The organism is Streptomyces avermitilis MA-4680 = NBRC 14893 (assembly GCF_000009765.2).
In the GTDB taxonomy this organism is placed as follows: Bacteria; Actinomycetota; Actinomycetes; order Streptomycetales; family Streptomycetaceae; genus Streptomyces; species Streptomyces avermitilis.
Window position 1 is genome coordinate 3150384 of sequence record NC_003155.5, and the last position, 22307, is coordinate 3172690.

The 22307-nt window shown below is 71.0% G+C and carries 12 protein-coding genes and 1 pseudogene; 3 read left to right on the top strand and 10 right to left on the bottom strand.

Going from position 1 to position 22307, the window contains the following annotated elements; genetic code table 11:
• Positions 1 to 117: 117 nt before the first annotated feature.
• Entirely contained in the window at positions 118 to 927 is an 810-nt protein-coding gene (locus tag SAVERM_RS13395; RefSeq protein WP_010984004.1) for a GH12 family glycosyl hydrolase domain-containing protein, read from the bottom strand.
• A 224-nt stretch (positions 928 to 1151) separates the two neighbouring features.
• Here SAVERM_RS13395 and SAVERM_RS13400 point away from each other — a divergent pair, with 224 nt between their 5' ends.
• Together SAVERM_RS13400 and SAVERM_RS13405 are read left to right on the top strand one after the other, a co-directional pair.
• Positions 1152 to 2165 carry a LacI family DNA-binding transcriptional regulator gene (locus SAVERM_RS13400; protein WP_010984005.1) on the top strand — a complete coding sequence of 338 codons (1014 nt, stop codon included), beginning with the start codon at positions 1152 to 1154 and terminating at the stop codon, positions 2163 to 2165.
• A 215-nt stretch (positions 2166 to 2380) separates the two neighbouring features.
• Entirely contained in the window at positions 2381 to 4423 is a 2043-nt protein-coding gene (locus SAVERM_RS13405; RefSeq protein ID WP_037652051.1) for a glycoside hydrolase family 31 protein, read from the top strand.
• A gap of 55 nt (positions 4424 to 4478) precedes the next feature.
• On the opposite strand, the gene SAVERM_RS13410 is transcribed toward SAVERM_RS13405, so the two are convergent.
• From SAVERM_RS13410 to SAVERM_RS13440, 7 genes are all read right to left on the bottom strand, one after another.
• On the bottom strand, positions 4479 to 5192 hold the full coding sequence (locus SAVERM_RS13410) for a glycoside hydrolase family 12 protein (protein WP_010984007.1): 714 nt from the start codon (positions 5190 to 5192) through the stop codon (positions 4479 to 4481).
• A gap of 35 nt (positions 5193 to 5227) precedes the next feature.
• Positions 5228 to 7426: a glycosyl hydrolase family 95 catalytic domain-containing protein gene (locus SAVERM_RS13415; protein ID WP_010984008.1), complete on the bottom strand. Its 2199-nt coding sequence runs from the start codon at positions 7424 to 7426 to the stop codon at positions 5228 to 5230.
• Positions 7423 to 9402: a beta-galactosidase gene (locus SAVERM_RS13420; RefSeq protein WP_010984009.1), complete on the bottom strand. Its 1980-nt coding sequence runs from the start codon at positions 9400 to 9402 to the stop codon at positions 7423 to 7425. Before SAVERM_RS13420 ends, SAVERM_RS13415 begins: the two co-directional genes overlap by 4 nt.
• Positions 9402 to 11621 (bottom strand): sialidase family protein, encoded by a 2220-nt coding sequence (locus SAVERM_RS13425; RefSeq protein ID WP_010984010.1) that lies wholly within the window; start codon positions 11619 to 11621, stop codon positions 9402 to 9404. Before SAVERM_RS13425 ends, SAVERM_RS13420 begins: the two co-directional genes overlap by 1 nt.
• Before the next feature lie 170 nt (positions 11622 to 11791).
• A complete protein-coding gene (locus SAVERM_RS13430) occupies positions 11792 to 12727 on the bottom strand; it encodes a carbohydrate ABC transporter permease (RefSeq protein WP_010984011.1) in 936 nt (311 codons plus the stop codon).
• The gene (locus SAVERM_RS13435) at positions 12724 to 13809 is read right to left on the bottom strand and encodes an ABC transporter permease (protein WP_010984012.1); all 1086 of its coding nucleotides are present in this window, start codon (positions 13807 to 13809) and stop codon (positions 12724 to 12726) included. Before SAVERM_RS13435 ends, SAVERM_RS13430 begins: the two co-directional genes overlap by 4 nt.
• Positions 13810 to 13813: 4 nt before the next feature.
• Complete coding sequence (locus tag SAVERM_RS13440; RefSeq protein WP_010984013.1) at positions 13814 to 15496, bottom strand: type 2 periplasmic-binding domain-containing protein; 1683 nt, start codon at positions 15494 to 15496, stop codon at positions 13814 to 13816.
• Positions 15497 to 15862: 366 nt separating this feature from the next.
• On the opposite strand from SAVERM_RS13440, the gene SAVERM_RS13445 reads away from it, so the two are divergent.
• Complete coding sequence (locus SAVERM_RS13445; RefSeq protein ID WP_010984014.1) at positions 15863 to 18727, top strand: glycoside hydrolase family 3 C-terminal domain-containing protein; 2865 nt, start codon at positions 15863 to 15865, stop codon at positions 18725 to 18727.
• A gap of 187 nt (positions 18728 to 18914) precedes the next feature.
• On the opposite strand, the gene SAVERM_RS13450 is transcribed toward SAVERM_RS13445, so the two are convergent.
• Both SAVERM_RS13450 and SAVERM_RS13455 read right to left on the bottom strand, forming a co-directional pair.
• Positions 18915 to 20360 (bottom strand): aldehyde dehydrogenase family protein, encoded by a 1446-nt coding sequence (locus SAVERM_RS13450; protein WP_010984015.1) that lies wholly within the window; start codon positions 20358 to 20360, stop codon positions 18915 to 18917.
• A 209-nt stretch (positions 20361 to 20569) separates the two neighbouring features.
• Positions 20570 to 22239, bottom strand: a pseudogene (locus tag SAVERM_RS13455) (PucR family transcriptional regulator).
• Between the last annotated feature and the right edge of the window lie 68 nt (positions 22240 to 22307).

The window sequence follows — 22307 nt, forward strand, 5'->3', positions numbered from 1 at the left end:
ATAGGGATCTTGGGCGTGTTCGTTACCGACCGGTGCTACTCGATCGTATGTACCCGATTACGGGCTGCCCCACCAGTCTTCGCGCAGCGTTCGCCGGATGCGCGCCGACTACGCCAGTCAGCCGATGTCCACCGAGTACGCCTTGGTGTCCAGTCGGCCCGCGCCCTTGAAGACCTCGGTGCCCGCCTCGATGCCGGAGACGTACTTGTCGTCGCTCAGCAGCTTGCGGCGGACCAGGGCCTGGGTGAAGTCGTCCAGGTCGAGCGTGGCCTTGGTGGTGTTCGTACGCCGTACGAAGGAGTACACCTTCCAGCCGATGTCGCCCTGGTAGATGTCCCACATCGCGCCGCCGAGGCTGACGCTGCCGTACTTGGTGCCCAGCGGGCCCGCGCCGCCCTGGCGGTTGAGCCAGACCATGATCTCGTCGGTGGGCTGGTCCTGCCAGTCCGCGTTGTTCTTGGCGTGCAGCCACAGGTCGTACGCGACGTTCATCGTGCCGGGACCGGCGCCGACCGAGAAGTCCCAGGTGGTCCTCACGCTCTTGCGGTCGCCCACCCGGACGGGCAGACCCGTCGCCGCCTTGTCCGCCTTCCAGCCCCAGTGCCAGCCGAGGACACTGCTCGCGTAGGACTTCACGTCGTAGTCGTGCCCGGCGGAGTTGTTGGCCCAGGAGTAGTCCGTGCCCCAGGAGATCGTGGAGCCGGACCGGGAGTCGTCCCAGACGCACTGGGTGCCGGTGGCCTTGTCCTGGCCCCAGAGGTTGTTGTTCACGTAGTACTTGCCGAGCGTGATCGTGTCGAAGGCCGCGCACTTCTTGCCGGTCTCGCCCGCCTGGGCGACGGTGACGCCGGCGGCGGCCGCGAGGACGACCGTGGTGGCGACCAGGGCCCTCGCCTTCTTGGACAGGCGCGGTCTGCGATGCTGCATCAGGGGTCCTTCCGGGGGACGGTCTGCTTACGCCCCTCAGTGGCCGCCGGATCTTCCGGAGGTTGCCACGGCCGGCGTGGAAATTGTGCCCGGAATTAATTGTCGAAGCGCTTCGACAGCCTATGGACAGCCCTTCCTCGCCGAGCTACTGTCGAGCCACCCTCACTCCCCTTATCCGCAATGCGCGCACTGTCGAAGCGCTTCACACAAGCTTGGAGAGCTGGATGGTCACCCTCGCCGAGGTCGCCCAGCACGCCGGAGTCTCGGCGAGCACGGTGAGCTATGTCCTCAGCGGCAAGCGGTCCATCTCCGTGGGCACCCGCCGGCGGGTCGAGCAGAGCATCCAGGAGCTCGGCTACCACCCGAACGCGGGGGCCCGCGCCCTGGCGAGCAGCAGGTCGAACATCATCGCGCTGATGATCCCGCTCCGCACGGACATGTACGTCCCCGTGATGATGGAGATCGCCATCGCGGTGGCGACCAGCGCCCGCACCCACGGGTACGACGTGCTGCTGCTCACCGGCGAGGAGGGTCCCGACGCGGTGCGCCGGGTCACGGGCAGCGGGCTCGCCGACGCGATGATCCTGATGGACGTCGAGCTCGACGACGAGCGGCTGCCGCTGCTGCGCAGCACCGACCAGCCGTCCGTGCTCATCGGACTGCCCGCCGACACCTCCGGACTGACCTGCGTCGACCTGGACTTCGGCGCGACGGGCGCCCTGTGCGCCGGGCATCTGGCGACGCTCGGCCACCGTGACATCGCTGTCATCGGCGAGGCGCCCGCGGTCTACGAACGGCACACGGGCTTCGCCGAGCGCACCCTCGACGGGCTCCGCTCCCGCTCGCGGGAGCTGGGCCTGCGCGTGCTGCACCGGCCGTGCGAGGGCGGCTACGACGCGATGGCCCTGACGCTCGCCCGGATCTTCGACGAGCGCCCGAGCACCACGGGGTTCGTCGTGCAGAACGAGTCCGCCGTGGAACCGCTGCTCGCGCTGCTGCGCCGGCAGGGACGGGCCGTACCCGAGGACGTCTCCGTGATCGCCATCTGCCCGGACCAGGTCGCCACGCAGGCCTCGGTGCGGCTGACGTCCGTGGCCATCCCGGCCCAGGAGATGGGACGGCACGCGGTGGAGCACCTGGTCGCGAAGCTGAACGGGCACGGCGAGGACGAAGTCGTGCTGATCGCACCCGAGCTGACGGTACGGGCGAGCACGGGACCGGCACCGACCGCCGCCTGACCCGCCACCGCCCCGCTCGACCGCCGCGCCTCACACCCGACCGCCTCCTCCCTCACCCACCGCCGCCCCACTCGACCGCGCGCCCCCACCTGACCGCCCGACCGCCGCGCCCCCGCCTGACCGCCGCGTCTCCAGCCTGACCGCCGCGTCTCCAGCCTGACCGCCGCGCCACTCCAGGGCACCCCCATGTCTGCACTCGTTCAGGAGCACTCCACGTGAATCAGCCTGCCGAAAACCAGCCCCAGGTCAGCCTTGCCCAGTCCTCCCCGACCGTCGGCACGTTCCGCGAGCGGGACGGCGCGCTGGAGTGGAGCGGCCGCACGGAGACCGTGCGCGTCGAGCCCTGGGGCCCGGACGCGGTCCGGGTCCGCACCCGGCTCGGCGGCCCGGTCCTGGAGGGGCTGCCGGGCGCCCTCCTCGACGAGCGGCCGTCGACGCCGTACACCCTCAAGATCGAGGACGGGCGGGGGACGCTGACCGTCGGCGCGCTGACCGTCGAGGTCGACGCCGAGGGCCTGCTCCGCTTCGTGCGCACGGACGACGGTGGAGAACTCCTCGCCGAGGAGCGGGCCCACTTCTGGTGGCCGGGCTCGCGGCTGTACACCCCGGCCGGCGGCGGCCGGCACCGCCTGGAACAGCGCTTCGCCGCCTACGAGGGTGAGCGGCTGTACGGCCTGGGCCAGCACCAGCACGGGCTGTTCGACCAGAAGGGCGCGGTGCTCGACCTGGTGCAGCGCAACGCCGAGGTGACCATCCCGGTGCTGACCTCCAGCCGCGGCTACACCTTCCTGTGGAACAGCCCGGCCATCGGCCGCGTGGAGCTGGCGGGCAACGGCACGCGCTGGGTGGCGGACTCGGCCCGGCAGATCGACTACTGGATCACCGCGGGCGACCCGGCCGACGCCCAGCGCCGCTACAGCGCGGTGACCGGCCGTACGCCGATGCTGCCGGAGTGGGCGGCCGGCTTCTGGCAGTGCAAGCTGCGCTACCGCACCCAGGACGAACTCCTCGCGGTGGCGCGGGAGTACAAGCGGCGCGGCCTGCCCCTCGACGTCATTGTCTGCGATTTCTTCCACTGGACCCACCTGGGCGAGTGGAAGTTCGACCTCGATCAGTGGCCGGACCCGGCGGCGATGGTGGCGGAGCTGGCGGAACTCGGCGTCGAACTGGTGGTGAGCGTCTGGCCGTCGGTCTCGCCACTGAGCGAGAACCACCAGCTCATGGAGCAGCGCGGCTACTTCATCGGCACCGAGTACGGCCCCATGGCCCATGCCGACTGGCCCGACAAGGGAGTCGCGTCGACGGTCCAGGTGGCCTTCTACGACGCCACGAACCCCGAAGCGCGCGAGTTCGTGTGGTCGAAGGTGCGGGACAACTACCTGAAGCCGTACGGCATCAGGTCGTTCTGGCTGGACGCCTGCGAGCCGGAGCTGAAGCCGGGCTTCCAGGAGAACCTGCGCTACTACGCGGGGCCCGGTCCGGAGACGGGCAACCTGTATCCGCGCGAGAACTCCCGCACCTTCTACGAGGGCATGCTCGCCGCCGGCGAGACCGAGGTCGTCACCCTCAACCGCTCGGCGTGGGCGGGCAGTCAGCGCTACGGCGCCGCCCTGTGGTCCGGCGACATCGGCACCGACTTCGCGACTCTGCGCCGCCAGATCGCGGCCGGTCTCAACACGGCCCTGTCCGGCATCCCCTGGTGGAACACGGACATCGGCGGCTTCCACGGCGGTGACCCGGACGATCCGGCGTACCGCGAGGTCATGGTGCGCTGGTTCCAGTTCGGCGCGCTGTCCCCGCTGATGCGCCTGCACGGCTTCCGCGACCCGGGCACGCCGCTCGGACCCGGGATGACCGGCGGCCCCAACGAGGTGTGGTCGTACGGCGAGGAGGCCGGCGCGATCCTGGAGAAGTACCTGCGGCTGCGCGAGCGGCTGAAGCCGTACGTCCTCGACGTCATGCGCGCCGCGCACGAGGAGGGCCTGCCCGTGATGCGGCCGCTGTTCCTGGAGTTCCCCGAGGACCGGGCCGCCTGGTCGGTGGACGACGCCTATCTCTTCGGACCCGATCTCCTGGTCGCGCCGGTCCTCACGGCGGGCGCGACGTCCCGGACCGCGTACCTCCCGGCGGGCGCGTGGTGGACGGACGCGTGGACGGGTCAGGAGTACGAGGGCGGCACGGCCGTGACCGTCGACGCTCCGCTGGACCGCATCCCGCTGTTCCTGCGGGACGGGGCGCGGCTGCCGGTGGCGGAGTGACGCGTGTGGCCGGTCCCACGGGGGGACCGGCCACTCCTTCATGCTCTCCGGGGGATCAGCTGCTGCTGACGCTCAGACTGTTGGTGGTGAAGTCCAGGCCGCCCGACGAGGACGTGATCTCGAAGCCGAACTGCACGTCACCGATGGTCACATTGCCGAACCAGCCCTTGGTGTCCTTGATCCACTTCAGGATCGGGAGGACGTTCACGGTGCCGGAGGACGAGTCCGAGGTGCGCAGGAACGAGAAGACGTCGTTCGAGCCGTTGTTGCCCTTGTAGACGGTCCAGGTGTGACCGCCCAGCGTCAGGTTGCCCTGGGAGGTGCCGAGCGCGCCGACGGCTCCGTTGTAGTTCACCCAGAGCATGACCTCGTACTTGTAGGCCGTGTCCCAGATGTCGTACGACGTGTTGTACGCGCCGGAGGACGGGACCGTGACGTTGTAGCTGCTGCTGAGCGATCCGAGTGAGGTGATCGACTTGTTGATCACCTTCTTGGCGTTCGGGTAGGACTTGATGCCGCCAGTGTTCGGGTGGTTGGCGTTGACGCCCCAGTTGGTGCCGGAGTTGGCCCAGATGCACTGGCTGCCCGCGCCGGAGCCCCAGATGTTGTTGTAGAGCGTGTAGCCGTTCAGGGTCGTGTTGCCCCACTGGTCGCAGGAGCTCCAGACCGCTGCCTGGGCGGGGGCGGAGGCGAGGCCGATGGTCGCGCCGAGCGCGAGCGCGGGGGCGATCAGGGCTTTGGTGACCTTGCTGAGCGTGCGTGGTGCCATGGTGTCCCTTCCATGGGTGGGGGGAGTGCCTGGTGCTACTGCGGCCCCAGGGTGAGGACGCAGTCCTCTCCGGCGACGAGATCGAGGGGTCGTGCGCCGGAGGAAGTCCTGAGGTCGACGCGCAGGGTGCGCGTCGGGCGGATGACGGCCGTGCGCTCCCCGGGGCCCCAGGTCAGGTCGACCTCGGCGCCGAAGCGGGTGCGGACGCCGCGCAATCGGCCCGTCGGATACGCGGTCGGCAGGGCGGGAAAGAGGACGAGCCGCCCGGGCGTGGACTGGATCAGCGCCTCGATGATCACGGCGGGCAGCGTGTGGGCGGCGTCCGCGTTGTAGACGTGGCGGTTCGGGTAGTGCCCGCTCATCAGGGAGACATGGAAGAAGTCCCCGGCCAGTACGTTGCCGAGGGCGCCCGCCACCCGGTCGGCGTCGCGCAGCCGGGCCGCGATCAGGGCGTGGTGGAGGTGGCCGTGCGCGGAGTCGTTCTCGGCGCCGCGCAGTTCGAGGGCGCGATGGGCGGCGGCGGCGAGTTCGGGGGTGTCGTACGGGTTGATCTCGTCGAGGGGCCAGACCCCGTAGAGGTGGCTCAGGTGCCGGTGGTCGTAGGTGTCGTCGAGACCGGGCCAGGCCCACTCGGCGAGGGCGCCGTCGGCGTTGACGCGGTGCGGGGGCAGCCGGTCGGCGAGCGCGCGCAGGCGCTCGGCGTCGGGTCCCGGGTGGTAGTGGGCCGCCGTGAGGAGGGCGTGCCGCGCCGCCGAGAGGTCCATGGCGGCGTTGAGGGTGATCCAGCTCGCGTTCGCGGGACGGTTCTCCGGGGAGTACGACGGCACGACGACGAGATGACCGTTCTTGTCGGTCCGGGTGAGGAAGTCCTCGTAGAAGTACGCCACTTCGGCGAGCGCGACCGCCAGCCGCGGGTCGCGCGCCCCGCTCGTCTCGTCATGGTCCACGAGGGGCTTCAGGAGCCAGTCGGCGCCCGCGGTCCACACATGCAGGGGGTACTCGCGGCTGAGGTGGTAGATGTGCCCGGACTCACCGTCGGTGTGCGCGGGGGCGACGACGCCACGGGTACCGAAGATCGCCCGGGCGTTGTCGCGCCAGTGCGGCAACTGGCCGTGCACCAGGGCGGCATGAGCCTCGGAGACCTCCGGGAGGGCGGCTGCGGCGGCCGACGCCGTCTGCAGATTGACATTGGCGTCGGTGGTGAAGGCCCCCGCCCACGCGGTGTCCCAGTCCCCGGTCCACAGGCCGGTCAGCCGTGGGGGAAGCATCCCGGCGGAGGACAGGAGGTGGTAGCGGCCGGCCGCGAAGAGGCGTTCGAGGAGGGCGGGGCTCTTCGGGCGGCGGACCAACTCCGAACCAGGGAGGGCGCGTTCGGTGGGGTCGGCGCCGAGGTCCAGACCCGCGCGGAGGTAGGCGGTGCGGTGGAGGGCGGTGTGGCGGGCCAGGAGGTGGGGGTACGCGTCCTCCTCGTCACCGGGCAGCAGGGCGCGCAGTTCCCTGGCCTCGGCCAGGACGTCCAGCTCCCCGGTGTGCCGCCGTACGCGGGTGAGCAGGAGCAGCGAGGCCGCCCCCTCGACCCGCAGACCGGGCAGCGCCGTCCGGGTCCGGCCGCCGCTCACCACGGCGAGCGTCACGCCCGTGTACGCCAGGTCGCCGCCGGGGTAGCGGGCCCGCAGGGTGAGGAGGGCGCCCTCGGAGGTGAGGACGGCGCCGTGCCCCACCGCCAGGTCCCTCGGCGCGCCCGGCAGCCGGTGGTCCAGCGTCACGTCGAGGGTGAGGCCGGGTCCGGTCACGCGCTGGACCACGACGTCGTCGGCGCGGGAGACGAAGACCTCGCTGCGGCCGCCGCCGTCGGCGCCGACGACTCCGGTGGTGAAGTCGACATGGCGCCGGTACGAGCGCCGCTCGGGGGCCGGGCGGCGCAGCCGTATCCGGAACGCCGGGTGGAAGGGCCGCACCCACAGCAGCGGCCGACCGTCGGTGAAGTCCTCGCCGGCCGTGGTGTCGCCCGCCAGCAAGCGGTCCTGGAGGCCGGGGAGCCGGTCCGCCAGCGCGGGCGGGCCGGCGTCCGCGCTGCCGTTGGGGCGGATCAGGGTGTGATGATTGACGATGACACGGTCATCGTTCGGATCACCGAACACCATGACGCCATGGCGGCCGTTGCCACTCAGGAAGGCGTCCTCCCAGCGGGTGGCGGGGGCGGCCTCCCAGGTGCCGTGCACGGGCTCGCTCATGGCGCCGCCTCCAGTACCGCCGCGCCGTACCGCCCCAGCTCCACGGCATCGACGACGTCCTCGCCGGTCAGCAGGTCGCGGTGGCGTCCGGGTACCGGCACGGTCACCGTGTCCCGCCCGTGGTGGAGCAGGAACAGTAGCTCGCCCCGGCGTACCGCCTCCACGCCCGCCGGGAGGTGGTCGAGCGCCGGCCGTACGCCCGCGTCCTCGGCGATCCCGGCGAGCAGCGGCCACAGCGCCGCCGGCTCGGGAAGGGTGGACAGGTACCAGGCGCGGCCCTTGCGCAGTACGGCCGGAAGACCGTCCAGCTCGCCCCCCTTGTAGGGGATGACGGCGTAGGCCTCGTCCGCGGCCTCGATCTCCTCGGACCACAGAGTGCCGCGGAAGCCCTCTACGCCGACCTTCTCGTCGGCGTCGAGCGGCCACCATTCGTGCAGGGTGCGGATGCCGAAGAGCTTCCGCAACCGCTCGTCCATGCCGCCCTGGCGCACCCGGTCGTCCTGGTCGGCGACGCCGGTCAGGAAGCCGGAGACCACGGTGCCGCCACCCCGTACGTATGCGACGAGGTTGTCGATCGCCGTGTCCGTCAGGAGATACAGCTGCGGGAGGACGACCAGCTTGTACGCGGACAGGTCGTGCTCGGGGTGGGCGAAGGAGGCGGTGACGTTCGCTTCCCACAGGGCGCGGTGCCAGGCGCGTACGACCGCGGGGTAGTCGACCTCGCCGGACAGCCGACCGTCCTGCCCGCTCGCCCACCAGGCGTTCCAGTCGAGCAGTACGGCGACATCGGCACCCGTGACCCGAGTGTCCGCCACCTTCTCGCTCAGCAGGGCGAGTTCCGCCCCGATGCGCTTGACCTCCTGGAAGGTGCGGCCCCGCTCCCCCGCGTGGCTGACCATTCCGGAGTGGAACTTCTCGGCGCCCTGCCGGGACTGTCGCCACTGGAAGTAGCAGACGGCGTCGGCGCCGCGGGCCACGGCCTGGAGCGACCAGAGACGGTTGAGGCCGGGCGGCTTGGGGTGGTTGACCCCGCGCCAGTTGACCGGGCCCGCCGCCTGCTCCATGACCATCCAGGGGCCGCCGCGGGCCTGCGAGCGGGTCATGTCGTGGATGAGCGCACCGTACTGACCGCCCAGCGGATCGCGCGGGTCCGGATAGCTGTCGACCGAGACGACGTCCTCCCGGCCGGCCCACGCCCAGGCGTCCTGGCCCTGCCAGAACGGCATGAAGTTGCTGGTCACGGGGATGTTCGGGGTGTGCCGGGCGACGATGTCACGTTCGGCGACGAAGCACTCCATGAGTGCGTCGGAGGTGAAGCGCTTGAAGTCGAGCACCTGGGTGGGGTTGTTCATGTAGTGGGCGTGGCGCGGCGGGAGGATGCCTTCCCAGTCGTCGTAGCCCTGGCTCCAGAAGGCCGTGCCCCAGGCCGTGTTGAGTGCGTCGAGCGTGCCGTACCTGCCCTGGAGCCAGCGGCGGAAGGCGGTGGCCGCCTCGTCGCCCCAGTCGTAGGTGCAGTACTCGTTGTTGATGTGCCACATCGTGAGGGCGGGATGGCCGCCGTAGCGGGCGGCGAGGTCCTCGGTGATGGCGGCGGCGTAGCGCCGGTAGACGGCACTGGAGTGGGCGAAGTGCTGGCGGCCGCCCCACCACTCGATGCGGCCGTCCTCGTCGCGGGGCAGGGTCTCGGGGTGCAGGCGCCCCATCCAGGGCGGGGGCGAGGCGGTGGGGGTGGCCAGGACGACGCCGATGCCGTTCTCGTGCATCAGGTCCATGAGCCGGTCGAGCCAGCCGAACTCCCTCGCCCCCGGGGTGGGTTCGAGCTCGGCCCAGGAGAAGACGCCGACGGTGACGGAGTTGACGCCGGCCTCCTTCATGAGGCGTACGTCCTCCTGCCAGACCTCCTCGGGCCACTGCTCGGGGTTGTAGTCGCCACCGAACAGGATGCGGCCCCGGGTGGCATCCGTGAGCCCGGGCATCAGACCGGCTCCCCGTACTGGATGCCGCGCCCGTTGGTGGCGAGGTAGACCCGGCCGTGGATGCGCGGGTCACCGACGACGGCCTCGCCGATCCACCCCCACTGGTGGGCGTCGTCGTTGATCCGGACCCATGTCCTGGCGGCGTCGTCGGAGCGGTAGACGGCGGTGATGGTCTCCGTCGAGCCGACCTGGTAGATCGCCGGGTAGTCGGCGCCGTCGGCCGCCTTGCCGAAGCCGAGGGTGTACGAGGCCCAGCAGCTGTCGATCCTGGCGAAGGTGTCCCCGCCGTCGGTGGACCGGTAGAGCCCGTTCCATTTGGCGGAGAGCCACAGGTCGCCGCTTCGTCCCGGCGCCGCGACCAGCTTGAACTGGCTGTCGCCGGAGGGCAGTCCGCCCGCACGGGCCGTGAACGAACGGCCACTGTCAGTGCTGGCGTATAGCGTTCCATTGTCGAAGTCGTAGGCGTAGAAGCGCGTCGGATCGGCCGGGTCGGCGACCGGTGTGGCGCCCTTCGGGAAGGAGGAGACCTCGGACCAGCTCGCGCCGTTGTCCGTCGAGCGGTGGGCCGCGTACGTCGTGCCGTCCCAGTGCACGAAGGACCACAGCAGTGTGCCGCCGTCGGCACTGGTGGCGATCGGTCCCGGTGCGTCCTTGGCGATGTCGGGCTGGGCCTCGAAGGGCGCCCAGGTCCGCCCGCCGTCGTGGGAGTACGCGCCGTTGCCGTGGTCGCCCCAGCCCGTGCGGACGACATACGCCGGCCTGGCCGCGGCCTGCGCGAGTCCCGTCGCCGACCCGAACACGGGGTTCGTCGCCATGCCGCGCGACGGAGACGCCGTGAGCCGCTCGTGGTACATCACACCGATGTCCCCGAGTCCGCTGATCAGGTGTGCCTCCCCGACCGGGGGCGAGATCAGTTGGCGCACGGCGCTCTCCTCCAGGCCGCGGATCCGCGGTGCCCAGCGCTTGAGGTCGCGGGTGCCGTAGAGGGTCGCGCCGGTCCCGTACACGACGTGCTGGGAGTCGTACGGGTCGACCGCGAGCGCCTGGATCCACCAGCCGAACTTCGGCTTGTCGTCGCCCCAGTCGAGGAAGGGAGTCTCGGACACGTCGAACACGGCGGCGTCCTTGAGGGACGTCCAGGTACGGCCGCCGTCCGTGGACCGGAAGACCGTGTCGCCGTCGGCCCAGCGGTTGTTGGTGGAGACGACGAGGGTGCCGGGGCGGCGGGCGTCGACGGCGACCCCGCCGTAGGCGAAGGTGTCCGCCGAGCCGTCGCTCGTCGTCCCGCCCGGCTTCACCGGGGTGACCTCGGTCCACGTCCCCGTGGCGGTACGCAGCTTGTGCACGCTGCCGTCGGACTGGCCGCCCGGGCCGGGTGCGTCGCCGTACGTCACGTACAGCTCGCGGGTGTGCGTGTCGTACGCGGCGCGGAGCGGGACCTTGGCGGAGGTGCCGGAGGGCCGGCCGGGGACGGCCCCCCAGGTCGTGCCGTCGGCCGTGCGGTACAGGTTCGCCGTGCCCGAGGTGCCGTCGCCGTCACCCCAGCCGGCGTAGACGGTGCGCCCGGCGGCGACGAGGAACACGACTCCCTGCCCGGAGGAGTTCGCCTTCGCCGGGAAGGCGGTCGCGGCTGCCCAAGTGGCGCCCCGGTCGGTCGACTTGAGCAGCCCGTCGTGCCGCGTGCCCAGCCAGAGGGTGTCGCTGTCGCGCGGGTCGACGAGGAGTCGCTCACCGGCGCCGCGGCCGTCCTCGTTGCCGCCGAGCTTCACGGTCAGGTCGGTGCGGGTCCAGGTGGCGCCGCGGTCCTCGGAGCGCAGGACCGCGCCGTTGCCCGCCCACGACTGGGCGTAGGTGCCCACGGCGAGGTAGAGCCGGTCCGGGTGCGTGGGGTCGACGGCCATCGCCTCGACGCCGAGGAGGTTCCAGTCGTCCCAGCCGAGGTGGTCGATGAGCGGGGTCCAGCGGGCGCCGCGGTCGTCCCAGCGGTAGGCGCCGCCGATGTCGGTCCGGGCGTAGGCGAGACCGCGTACGGAGGGGTGGAAGAGCACGCCGGTGACGAAGCCGGTGCCCCCGATGACGGCGTTGCGCCAGCGGTACGACGGGCCGGCGGTGGTTTCGGCGGCGTGCGCCTGGGACCCCACGGCGGGGACGGCCGTGAGCGCGGCGGCCGCGGCGGTCCCGGCGAGGACGGTTCGTCTGCTCGGGCGGGGCGTGCGCATGACATACCTCGTTCTGGGAGAGGGGAGTTCTGGAGAGGCGGGGGGAGCGCCCCTTCTCTCAGGGGCTCGAGGCTGTGACATCGTGCGGCTCCGCCGCGTGGGCGCGACCAGCCACCCACTGCCCGCGGTGAACGGACGCCCCGCGGCTCCCCGGCACTTCCAACCGGGCGTCAGCCCTTCACCGCGCCGGTCAGCATGCCCTTCTTGAAGTGCCGCTGGACGAAGGGCGAGAGAACGGCGACCGGCAGCAGGGCCAGCACCATGACGGCCATCTGGACGGCGAGTGCGGACACCTGGCCCGTCTTGATGGCCTGGCCCATGCCGACCGGTGGCTCCTGCTTCTGGACGAGCTGGATCATGACGTTCTGCAGCGGCATCATGTCCTGGTCGCTCAGGTAGATCGACGCGTTGAACCAGGCGCTCCAGTAGCCGACGGCGTAGAAGAGCGTGATCACGGCGATGACCGCGCGGGACAGCGGCATCACGATCTGCCAGAGGATCCGCCAGTCCCCCGCGCCGTCGATCCGCGCGCTGTCGACGAGCTCCTGCGAGATACCCATGAAGAACCCGCGCAGCACCAGGATGTTGAAGACACTGATGGCGCTCGGCAGGATGAGCGCGAGATACGTGTCCGTCAGGCCCAACGACTGCACCAGCAGATACGTGGGGATGAGGCCTGCGCCGAAGAACATCGTGGCGAGCAGGGTCATCAGGAACCAGCGGTGCCCGACCGACCCGATGCGGGACAGCCCGTACGCCGCTAGGACGGACACCGTCATCGAGAACAGCGTGCCGACGAGGGTGACGCCCAGGCTGACGAGGGTGGCGCAGGTGACCTGACCGCCGCTCAGCAGCTCCTGGTAGGCAATGAAGCTGATGCCCTTGGGGATGACCACCAGGCCGCCGGCGTCGGAGATGACCTTCTTCGAGGACAGGCTGGTGACGATGACGATCCACAGCGGGAACAGGACGCCGAGGCAGGCACCGGCCAGGGCAATGCCCTTGCCCGCGAGCCCGGCCTTGCCGGGCTCCTCCTCCCAGACGGGCCTCGGCGGGGCGGCCCAGCGGCCGGGGGCCTTCGGCCGTTGTTCGGTCACGGTGCTCACTTCTTGTACACCCCCTGCTCGCCCATGAGATGGGCGACCTTGTTCGCGGCGAGGACAAGGCCGAGGCTGACCACGCCCTTGATCAGGCCCGCCGCCGCCGCGTAACTGAAGTCCTGGTTACGGACGCCGTTCCACCACACGAAGGTGTCGAGGACGTCCGACGCGCCCGGCCCGACCGCGTCGCGTTGCAGCAGGATCTGCTCGAAGCCGACCGTGAGCGCGTCACCGACGCGCAGCACCAGCAGCAGGGCGATCACCGGGCGCAGCGCGGGCAGCGTGACGTGCCACATCCGGCGCCATCGCCCGGCCCCGTCCATCGCCGCGGCCTCGTACAGGTCGGGACTGACGGAAGCCAGCGCGGCGAGGAAGACGATGATGCCCCAGCCCGCGTCTTTCCAGACTCCCTCGGACGTCACCAGGAATTTGAAGATCCCCGGGTCGGTCATGAGGTCGAAGCCCTCATACCCGTGCTGCCGCAGGGTCTGCGCGATGATGCCGGCGCCACCGAAGATCTGCTGGAAGACGGTGATGACCAGCACCCAGGAGAAGAAGTGCGGCAGGTAGAGGATCGCCTGCGACACCGCCCGCACCCGGGGCCTGATCACGCTGTTGATGAGCAGCGCGAGCAGGATCGGGATGGGGAAGAAGAGCAACAGCTGGAGGGAGAACAGGACGAAGGTGTTCTGGACGGCGTTCCAGAACGCCGAGTCATCGAGGATCCGGGTGAACTGCTCGAAGCCCACCCAGGGGCTCTCGAAGATGGCGACGAAGCCGTTGTCGCTGATGTACGGGTCGTACTCCTGGAAGGCGACGACGTTGCCCAGGATCGGTATGTAGTTGAAGACCAGGACCAGCAGGACGGCCGGCAGGGTCATCAGGATCAGCGTGCGGTCCCGCTTGAGACGGGTCCTGAGAGTGCCGCCCTCCGAGGCCTTCTTCAAGGCTTTCTTCGACGCCTTGGAGACAGCGGCGGGCCTGGCGGCCTTGGCGGACCCGCTCCCGCCGTCGGACGGCTCGGCGGTGTCCGTCGCCGAGGACGGATCGGTGCGCGCGGCGGCGCCCGGCGTGGTGCTGTGTGCCACGTCGTCACCCCTGCGCGGATCCGCTGTCGTCCAGCAGCTTCTTGTACCAGTCCCGCAGCTTGTCGCCGCCCTGGCTCTTCCAGTCCGACACCGCCTGCTGCATGTCGCTGATCTTCTTGCGGCCGCGGACGACGTCGTCCTCCAGATCCTCGAAGTCGTTGGAGAGGTTGGTGTAGCGAGCCGGTTCGGTGACCTGGAGTCCGAAGAAGGAGGACTTCTTGGTGAAGGCGCCCATCCGCTGCTGCCACTCCACCTGTTCCTTGGCGATGTCCGGGAAGTCGGGGTGCGCGATGGTCGGGGCGGGGCTGGCGAGCATGACGTAGGCGTTCAGGACCTCCAAGTTGCCCTGGTCGGTCTTGACCGGCATGCCGTCCTTGACGGTGTAGTGCGTGCCCTCCACCCCGTAGTTGGTGAGCATGTACTCCTTGGTGCCGTACGGGGCGGCGGTGACGTTCGCGGCGGCCAGCACATCGTGGATCACGGCCTTCGACGCCTTCTTGTTGATGAAGGCGAAGATGCCCGCGGGCGACCCGCACCACAACTGGGGATCGCCCCCGTCGTGGCCGAAGATGTCCATGCCCGCGATGCGGAAGTCCTTGTTCTGGGTGGCCTGTTCGGCCATCTTGCCCCACCAGTCCGAGATGTTCTGGTTGTACATCAGGACCTGGCCGTCGGTGAAACGCTGGCCCGCGTTGCCCTGGTTCTTCGCCTTGGCATCGGGGTGGACGACACCCGCGGCGTACAGCTTGCGCGTCCACTCCAGCGCTTCGAGGTACTCGTCGGTCTCGACGCGGTAGATCAGTTTGCCGTCGACGAGGTTCCAGCCGAGCGGCTTCTCGCTTCCGGAGAGCACACCGAAGATGCCGAAGGCCGTCCACTTCATGTCGTCGCAGGCCCACACCTTCGCCTTGGCGTCGGTGATCTCCTTGGCGAGGGCCAGGAACGCGTCGGCGGTGGTGGGGAGTTCGTACCCCTTGTCGTCGAAGACGTCCTTGCGGTAGAAGGGCACGATGCCCGGGACGGTGGGCGCGGGCTGGGGCAGGCCGCGCAGCTTGCCGCCGAAGATGGAGTACTGCCAGGCGTCGCTCGGGATGGCGGCGAGGTTCGGGTAGTCCTTGATCTTGTCGCCGGAGAGGTACGGGCCGAGGTCGGCCATCTTGCTGATGATGGCGCTGGGTATCTTGCCGCCCATGTTCCAACTGGGGATCACCACGACGTCCGGCATGTCGCTGGAGGCGAGGACCGCGCCCAGCTTCTCGTCGTACGTGTTGCCGTCCTGGTTCTGCCAGACGATGTTGGCGCCGATCTTCGCGTTCATCGCCGAGTAGTAGGGGTTGCTGCTCTTCGGCGGCGAGCCCCAGAACGGTGACATGATCTTGATGGTGCTGCCCTTGCCGAGCTTCCGAGGCACTGAGGTCTTCAGGTCTGCGAGCGAAAGCTCGCTGGTGAAGCCGAGGGCGGAGCCGTTCTTCGACGCGATGTCCGGCGTCACCACGTTCTGCGCCACGAAGGCGGGAAGGATCTTCTGCGCACCCTTGCCCGAGGTCGTGCCCTCCTTGGAGCCGCTGTCCGACCCGCCGCAGGCGGCGAGCAGCGGCATCCCTCCGGCGACCGCCGCGGCGGCGACCGCCGTGGAAGCGAGGAAGCTTCTCCGGCTGGGGGCGGAGGTGGCGGAGTTCGGCGTCATTGCGTCAACCCTTCATGGCGCACCAGGACACCCGGCGGAAGAGCCGTCGGCTGCGGTGTCTTGAGTGGAACTGCTGGCTGAGCGGAAGCGGTGGACATCGGAGGGATGTGAGCACGCGAGGCGTTCTCCCCGAGTCGAAGCGCTTCGATGTTGCTGCGAGGTTAAGTGAACCGCTGGGGGTGCACAAGGGTCGATTCCAAGATTCCTCCGAGGTGTGGAGGACGGGACCCGCCTCTTCTGTCGCCTCAAATCACCGCCAGGAAACGGAGTTGTTGCGCCGGGATGTCTTGACACCCACCCCTTCGTCGAATGAGCATCGAAGCGCTTCGAAAGCCTCCCGTCGCTCCATCGCAAAGGGATCTCCACGTGACCGCACAAACGCCGCCTACGCCGTCTTTCCGTGATCCGCGGCTGCCGTTCGCGAAGCGCGTCGACGACCTGCTGGCGCGGCTCACGCTCGATGAACGCATCGCGTTCCTGCACCAGTTCACGCCCGCCGTCGAGCGCCTCGGCATCGCCGCGTTCCGCACCGGCCAGGAAGCGCTGCACGGGGTGGCCTGGATGGGCCCGGCGACGGTGTTCCCGCAGGCCGTGGGCCTCGGCGCGACCTGGAACGACGACCTGGTACGGCGGATCGGCGAGGCGGTCTCGGCCGAGACCCGTGCGATGCGCGCCCGCGACGACCGGGTCGGCCTCAACGTCTGGTCCCCCACGGTCAATCTGCTGCGCCACCCGCTGTGGGGCCGGGGCGAGGAGGGCTACTCGGAGGACCCGAGGCTGACCTCGGCGATCGCGACGGCGTACACCCGGGGGCTGCGCGGCGACCACCCCACCTACTGGCGCACGGCGCCCGTCCTCAAGCACTGGCTGGCCCACAACAACGAGACGAACCGCGACACCACGTCGTCCTCGGTCCGCCCGCGCGTCCTGCACGAGTACGACCTGCGCGCCTTCCGCGAGACGGTCGAGGCGGGCGCGGTGGCCGGTGTGATGCCCGCGTACAACCTGGTCAACGGCCGCCCCAACCACGTCTCGCCCTATCTGCGCGAGCACCTGCGCACCTGGACGGACCAGGAACTGCTGGTCTGCTCGGACGCGGGTGCGCCCTCCAACCTGGTCGACTCCGAGCACTACTTCGACACCCACGAGGAGGCGACGGCGGCGGCGGTCCTGGCCGGCGTCGACAGCTTCACCGACCACGGCACGGACAGCTCCAAGATCGTCGAGCGGGTCCGCGGCGCCCTGGTCCAGGGCCTGTTGAGCGAGGCCGACATCGACGAGGCGGTCCGCCGCCAGCTCGCGATCCGTTTCCGGCTCGGCGAGTTCGACCCGCGCCTCGACCCGTACGCCGGCACCTTGGACTTCGACACCGCGGCCCATCGCGCGCTCGCCCGGGAGTCCGCGGAGCAGGCGGTCGTCCTGCTCAAGAACGAGGGACTGCTGCCGCTGGGCCCCGAGGTGCGCATCGCGGCCGTGGGCCTCCTCGCCGACGAGTGCAAGCTCGACTGGTACAGCGGCACCCTGCTGCACCGCTCCACCCCGCTGGAGGGCCTGTACGAACGCTTCGGCGCCGACCGCGTCAACTTCGCGGAGGGCGTGGACCGCGTACGTCTGAGGACGTCGTCGGGCGCCTTTCTGCGGGTGCCCGTGGCCGAGAACGCGGCCGAGGTCACGGCCGACGAGGCGCGCGGCGCCGAGGGCGCGCTGGACCCGGCACTGCTCGCGGGCCGCACCGACCTGCCTCCGCTCACGACCGACGCCGTCGGCAGCGAACTCGCGCTGATCGACTGGGGCGAGGGCGTGCTGACGCTGCGCGCGCCCGACGGCCGTTACCTCTCGGTCGCCGACGACGGGTACGTACGCGCCTCCGCGGACCAGCCGGGCGGCTGGGTCGTCCAGGAGACGTTCCGCCTCGAACCTTCCGAATCCCATGACAACGGCCACCTCCTGAAGCACACAGGGACGGGCAGGTACGTCTGTGTCGCCGCCGACGGCGTGAAGGTTGCCGCTCAGGAGCCGCGGGACGCGGAGATCTTCGAACTGGAGTCGACCGAGCGCGGCGAGGACGCGGTGACGCGCGTCGCCGCCGCGGCGGACGTGGTCCTGGTGTTCGCGGGCAACGATCCGCACATCAACGGCCGGGAGACCGAGGACCGTACGACGCTGCGGCTGCCCGCCCACCAGGAGCGGCTGCTGCGCGCCGCCCGCGCCGCGAACCCGGCCACCGCCCTGGTCCTGGTCTCGGCGTACCCGTACGCGGTGGACCACGCCGACCTCCCGGCCGCCCTGTGGACCGCGCACGGCGGCCAGGCCGCGGGCACCGCGCTGGCCCGCGTCCTGTCCGGCGACGTCTCCCCCGCGGGCCGGCTCCCGCAGACCTGGTACGCGGACGACGCGGACCTGCCCGGCCTCCTCGACTACGACGTGATCGGCAGCCGCCAGACGTATCTGTACTTCGAGGGCACGCCCCTGTTCCCGTTCGGCCACGGCCTGTCGTACGCGTCGTTCGCGTACGAGGGGCTCGAACACCGCACGGACGAAGACACGGTGCGGGTCTCCTTCACCGTCACCAACACGGGCTCCCGGGCGGCGGACGAGGTGGCCCAGCTCTACATCCGGGCGGTGGACCCGTCCGTCCCGCGCCCGCGCCGCGAACTGGCCGCCCACCGCCGCCTGCGCCTCGCCCCCGGCGCCTCGGCGGAGCTGGCCTTCGCACTCCCGTCGGCCGCCTTCGCGTTCTGGGACGTGGCGCACGGCCGCCGACGGGTGGAGCCGGGGTCGTACGAACTCCTGGTCGGCGCGTCGAGCGAGGACATCCGGCTGCGTACGACGATCGAGCTGACCGGCGAGGCGGCGGCCCCCCGCGCCGTACGTGCGCTCGGCCTGAAGGCGGCCGACTTCGACGACCAGCGGAACACCGAGATCGTCGACCGTACGAAGGTGTCGGGCGACGCGGTGACACCGCTGGACGGCGGGACGGGCGAACTCGTCTTCCGCGCCTGCGACTTCGGGGCCGGTGTCTCGGGCGTCAGCGCGGATCTCGCGGGCGAGGGCGTCGTCGAGATCTCCCTGGCCGGCGGCCCGCCACCGGCGGTGCTGACCCTGCCCCCGACGAAGGGGCCGTACGACTACACCACCGTGACGGCCGCCTTCGCCGCGGACGGCGTGCACGACGTCCACCTCAGGCTGCGCGGCCCGCTGCGGCTGGCGCAGGTCGGCTTCTCCGGTTGAGGGTCCGGAACAGGCCGGCACGGCAGAAAGGGGTCCGGCGCCGGAAGGCATCGGCGCCGGGCCCCGCTCACGACACCCACCCTACATGAAAACGATTGTCACAAGCTGGAGTGACCCCGGGCGTCGCACGACAACGGCCGGAGCCCCCGCACAGCGGGCTCCGGCCGTTGAAGTCGGTGCGGGCGGGTCAGAGGGCGAGGCCCGTCAGGACCAGCACCCGCTCGTAGGTGTAGTCGTCCATCGCGAACTTCACGCCCTCGCGGCCGACGCCTGACTGCTTGACGCCGCCGTAGGGCATCTGGTCGGCGCGGTAGGACGGCACGTCGCCGATGACGACACCGCCGACCTCCAGGGCACGGTGGGCCCGGAAGGCGGCCTGGAGGTCGTGCGTGAACACACCGGCCTGGAGCCCGTACTTCGACTCGTTGACGGCGGCGAAGGCGGCCGCCTCCCCCTCCACCTTCTGCACGGTGAGGACGGGCCCGAAGACCTCCTCGCACGAGAGCGTCACGTCGGCCGGCACATCGACGAGCACGGTCGGCGCGTACGAGGCACCCTCGCGCTTGCCGCCCGTCAGCACCCGGGCACCGGCCTGCGCGGCCTCGTCCACCCACGACTCGACGCGCTTGGCGGCGTCCTCGCTGACCAGCGGGCCGACTTCGGTCGCGTCGTCCGACGGGTCACCGGTGACCTGGGCCTCGACGGCGGCGACGACCCGGGGCAGCAGCCGCTCGTACACCGACGCGTCCGCGATCACCCGCTGCACGGAGATGCAGGACTGCCCGCCCTGGTAGTTGGAGAAGGTGGCGATACGGCCGGCGGCCCAGTCCAGGTCCGCGTCGCTCGCGTAGTCGGCGAGCACGACCGCCGCGCCGTTGCCGCCGAGCTCCAGCGTGCAGTGCTTGCGCGGCACCGAGTCCATGATCGCGTAACCGACCTTCTCGGACCCGGTGAAGGAGATGACGGGCAGCCGCTCGTCCTGGACGAGAGCGGGCATCCGGTCGTTCGACACGGGCAGGATGCTCCACGAACCGGCGGGCAGGTCGGTCTCGGCGAGCAGGTCACCGATGACGAGACCCGACAGCGGCGTCGCGGGGGCGGGCTTCAGGATGATCGGCGCGCCGGCCGCGATCGCGGGGGCGACCTTGTGGGCACACAGGTTGAGCGGGAAGTTGAACGGCGCGATGCCGAGCACGACACCCTTCGGGAACCGCCGGGTCAGCGCCAGCCGGCCCTGGCCGCCCGCGTCGGTGTCGAGCCGCTGAGCCTCGCCACCGTTGAACCGCCGGGCCTCCTCGGCCGCGAACCGGAACACGGAGACGGCACGCCCGACCTCCCCGCGCGCCCACTTGATCGGCTTGCCGTTCTCGGCGGAGATCAGCTGGGCGATCTCCTCGGTGCGCTCGACGAGCCGCTTGCTGACGTGGTCGAGGGCGGCGGCACGCACATGCGCCGGGGTGGCGGCGAACTCGTCGCGCACGGCGTACGCGGCGGCCACGGCCTCCTCGGTCTGCGCCTCGGTGGGCACGGAGACCTTGCCGACGAGCCGCCCGTCCCACGGAGAGGTGACGTCGAAGGTGGTCTCACCGGTGGCCTGGCGGCCGGCGAGCCAGAAGGCGTGGGTGGCTGCCACATTCTCGTTTGGCATAGCGTGAATCCCGGCCCTTCCGAGGTTGAGGTGTGCTGGGCTTTTCGGGTCCACGGTAGGGCCGGGACGGCGAGGGATCGTTTGTCCGAGTCGTAGCACTCCCCCACCCGAACGCGACGCTTTGGCGCGGTCGCCGGACTCCGCCGGGCTCGCCCGGGGTCACACCCCCCGGCAGCGCCCGCGCCGACGCCGGTTCACTCTCCCGCCGCGGCCGTCGTCTTCAACGCCAGCCACAGCTCCATCCGCACATCCGGATCGTCCAGCGACCGCCCCAGAATCTCCTCGACCCGCCGCATCCGGTACCGCAGCGTATGCCGGTGCACCCCCAGATCGGCCGCGGCCGCGTCCCACTGCCCGTGCCGCGACAGCCAGGCGCGCAGCGACGCCACGAGATCGCCCCGCCCCGTCGCGTCGTGCTCGCGCAGCGCCCGCAGCAGCCCGTCCGCGAACGCCCGCACCGCGTCGTCCGCGAGCAGCGGCAGTACGGACCCGGCCGCCAGCTCCTCGTGCTCGACGAGGAAACGTCCACGGCGCCGCGCCACCGACAGCGCCTGCTCGGCCTGCTTGTACGCGGCCCCCGCCGCGATCGGTCCCGCCGGCGCCGACAGCCCCACGACCAGCTCGTCCTCGTCGGTCACGGGCTGCTCCCGCGTCGCGGCCCGCGCCGCCTCCAGCGCCGCCGCGTACTCCCCGCAGGCGGCGACCGCGGCGCCCCCGTCCACGGCGAGCACCACGAGCCGCTCCCCGTCGGGCACGAGCAGCACGGACTCGCCGGACCGGGCGGCGGCGGACTCGACGATCTCCGCGAGGCCGCCGAGCGGGTCCCCGTTGGTCTCGGGCACGGCGACGGCGGCGGGCGAGCGCTTCGTGGGCGCCACGCGCGCGTGCCTGTCGGCATGCGCCCGCGCGGCCGACGCGGACGCCGACTCGGCCAGGATCAGCCGGAACGGAGCGTCGAGCAGGGCACCGTACAGATCCCCGGCGACGGCCCGGGCGTGATCGGACTCCCCGGCCAGCAGCATGCGCAGGACGGCCGCCCCGATCCGCTGTTCGGCGGCGTGCAGCGAGCGCGACCGCTCGGTGGTCAGCGTGAGCAGGGCGATCGCGGAGTGCACGGCGTACCGCTCGGCGGTGCCGAGGGCGGCGGCCGTGCCGACGGCGAGCGCGGCGCGCGGCCGGCGGCCGGTGCCGAGCGAGTGCAGCTCGACGCGGTCCTCGTTGTCGGGCGCGCCGACCACCGCGCTCGCGGGCGCCGGCCGCTCCCGCAGCCGCTCCACGTCCGGGGTGATCCGGGCGGCCCGTCGGCCCGCCCACTCGGGTGCGGTGGCGACGACGGCGCCCGAGGCGTCGTACAGCAGCCGTCCCAGCCGTCGACCTGTCCGGCCAGCGCGGTGAGCAGCCCCTCGGCCCCACCGCCCAGCGCCTGCTTGGTCAGCTCGCGCTGGGCGGCGAACCCTGCCGTGACCGCCCGGTACTGGTCGGCGGCGATGGCCGCGGAGACGGCCTTGCTGATGGCGAGGAAGGGCGTGCGCCGGGGCACTTCGAGCAGCGGCAGCCCCTCTTTGTCCGCCGCGTCGACGAGCGCCTCGGGGATCTCCTCGTAGTTGACCCCGACGGCGAAACCGAGCCCGACCACGCCCGCGCCCGCCAGGCGCTTCACATAGCGCCGCATGACCTCGGGATCCTCCGCGTCCAGTTTGAGCGCGGTGATCAGCAGCAGTTCCCCGCCCTCCATGTAGGGGACGGGGTCGGCGAGCTCGCTGACGTGCGCCCAGCGGACGGGCACATCCAGGCGGTCCTCGCCCGCTCGCACGGTCAGCTTGAGCGCGGAGTGGTGGACGAGCGAGGCGAGCGTGGGGGGCATGAGGCCTTCAGGTCTGTGTGATCTTTGTGATCTTTTGGCCGCTGCGTATGAACGACCTGTGTCGATTC